The sequence below is a fragment of the Atopobium sp. ICM42b genome (genome assembly GCA_000564995.1).
Classification (GTDB): domain Bacteria; phylum Actinomycetota; class Coriobacteriia; order Coriobacteriales; family Atopobiaceae; genus Lancefieldella.
The window spans coordinates 1-2,345 of the sequence record JDFH01000010.1; the positions used below are offsets into that span (position 1 = coordinate 1).

At 38.3% G+C, this 2,345-nt stretch carries 4 protein-coding genes; 2 read left to right on the top strand and 2 right to left on the bottom strand.

What is annotated here, in order from left to right:
• On the bottom strand, positions 1 to 639 hold a 639-nt coding region (locus HMPREF1493_RS03175), incomplete at its 3' end, for a TDT family transporter (protein ID WP_035427792.1).
• Positions 640 to 934: 295 nt separating this feature from the next.
• On the opposite strand from HMPREF1493_RS03175, the gene HMPREF1493_RS03180 reads away from it, so the two are divergent.
• Positions 935 to 1,351, top strand: a complete 417-nt coding sequence (locus HMPREF1493_RS03180) for a YjdF family protein (RefSeq protein ID WP_035427793.1) — start codon at positions 935 to 937, stop codon at positions 1,349 to 1,351.
• On the opposite strand, the gene HMPREF1493_RS03185 is transcribed toward HMPREF1493_RS03180, so the two are convergent.
• The gene (locus tag HMPREF1493_RS03185) at positions 1,348 to 1,602 is read right to left on the bottom strand and encodes a hypothetical protein (protein ID WP_035427794.1); all 255 of its coding nucleotides are present in this window, start codon (positions 1,600 to 1,602) and stop codon (positions 1,348 to 1,350) included. The genes HMPREF1493_RS03180 and HMPREF1493_RS03185 overlap by 4 nt on opposite strands.
• Before the next feature lie 238 nt (positions 1,603 to 1,840).
• Here HMPREF1493_RS03185 and HMPREF1493_RS03190 point away from each other — a divergent pair, with 238 nt between their 5' ends.
• Entirely contained in the window at positions 1,841 to 2,155 is a 315-nt protein-coding gene (locus HMPREF1493_RS03190) for a DUF3784 domain-containing protein (protein ID WP_035427795.1), read from the top strand.
• Positions 2,156 to 2,345 lie beyond the last annotated feature (190 nt).

The following is a 2,345-nucleotide window of genomic DNA, read 5'->3' on the forward strand; positions in this document are numbered from 1 at the left end:
AAACGGTACAGACTTTGGCGTAATAGATTGAATATATCCCGCAATGCAAAGACTTGTTGGAGCTGCATAAATACAAGCGAGCGACTCAGCAGAATCAGGAACTGGCCCATATTTAACATACCTAATGCTCACTACTATAAAAAGCACTACAAGGCAGATAAATCCAAACCAAAATGCAACCGTACCAACACTTGCTTCAAAGTTGAACGCCGGTGCTGTAACACTGGCAACAACAATACCCACATACACAATGAACCAACTGGCGTGCACATTCTCCCAATTAAATTTTGCAATGTATCGAGAAGTAAAGAGGGCTATGCACAGGATGTGCAACGCAATTCCTACAAACCAAAATAATTGCGCTGCATTACCAATATCAGCCTTCAAATACACCGAAATCAGTATGACTACCATCGGATATGTTGCGGCAACTGAAAGTCCAATCGGATCAGAGAGCTCTCGTAACACAACTTTTGTAGACACCATAAATTTAAGGGTATAGAGAGCTAAAAGAGCAATGGAGATTATGCCGCAGGCAAGATAAAACCCCTCGAAAGAAGTCTTAAAAAGATTTCCAAGTGCCGCGAAACCTAATGCAACACCGCAAATAGCAACAGGAACTTTTTGGACATAATTCATAAGGATTCTTCTATCTGTATAGGAATCTCTTTTCTAACTCGAACATCTATACGATAGTGTATCTAAATAACCCTTTAAAGATAAAATACGATGGACCTCAACAACGACTTTCTGTCATAATGAGCATCGACGTTATTTCTAACAACAAACGTCCACAAAGATAAAAACGCAACGTGTACTAAATAAAGTATGCCAGAACCGGTAGGTAGCCCGGTCGTCTCGTAGGTATGAGATAAGTAACCTTCCCTCCTTGGGTTGTCCGTTCTTTGTGTAACTACATACAAGGAGGAATTCCATGAATCGATCTAGCGTCACGCTAACCGTTTTATTTGATGCTCCCTTTTGGGTCGGCGTCTTTGAACGTGTTGAAGACGATAAGCTTACAGTGGCAAAAGTTATATTCGGCGCAGAACCAAAAGACTATGAAATATATGACTTTATACTCAAGAATTTTTATCGCCTTAAATTTAGTCCATCATTGATTATTGAGAATAACCGTACCTTTGAAAATCCCAAACGAAAACAACGTGCTGCACGCAAACAGATGCAGAAAACGGGTATAGGTACCAAATCACAACAGGCCCTACAGCTACAACTTGAAGCTAGAAAAATAGAACTTAAAAATTTCAACAAAGTACAACAAGCAGTCCTAAAACAACATCAATTTGAGCTTAAGAAACAAAAACATAAAGAAAAACATCGAGGCCATTAATAGCTCTCTTTGCCTTCATGCTTTCCAAGCTTCCCATTCTTTTCAAGCTTATTATCAAGCCACCAAATTGGAATTGGAAGAATTTCATCAATGGGTTGAGTATTGTCCCAGATGTCAATAAATTCCTTTGTTTCCCTATCGTATAAAAACTTGCAATAAACGCGATAATCAGGGGCTGAAAATTCTCCGCCGTAGAATCCGTCATCATACTCAATGTTATGAAAATAATAATTGATATAACATCCGCCCATTTTTACCTCACTTAGTAATGAATGCCTTACAAAAATGCATTTCCAATCCATCTGCAAGTATGTAAAAAGAAGGATAAGACCTACAGGCAATCTAAGTGGGTACTGTAATGGACAGTAAAAGGCCTATATCGTTGCTAACGAACATAACAATGAAGGGGCTTGAATTATTCAATTACCCAATTAAATTCGAAGTCGTATAATTCAATTAACAAGCAGTTCGTTCCTGATTGGAGTGAATATGATGTTATATTCAGTTATATCGTGGTCTTTAACCGCAATTCTTGGCATTTGGTCTATTGTACTTCTATCTGGTCATGGTGCTATTTCAATTGCTGGATTTAACACAATGACTGAAGATGAAAAGAAAGCAATAGACGAGAAAAAGCTCTGTTTTGTAGCGGGTATTGGCACGCTTATAAGTGCGTTAGTACTCTTTTTCATGGCACTACTTGGTCCAAATATACCAAACACAACAGTAATCATTGCGGGCAGTATTATTGCGATTGATGCGGTAGTAATGGTTTATATTGCAAACACAAAATGCAAAAAATAATAAAAACCTGACGACAAAATACTTGAAGTTCTCATTACCTTTAGACAATAGCTCTTATCAAAACAAATGCAAAACATCACCTCAAACTACTCATCTCTTTCGTCCCTCTTAAGACAAAGTCTGATCACGCACGTACGCAAGTAATCGTACAAGCACAACAATGCAAAGCCCTGCTGCAAGTACCGTTTCA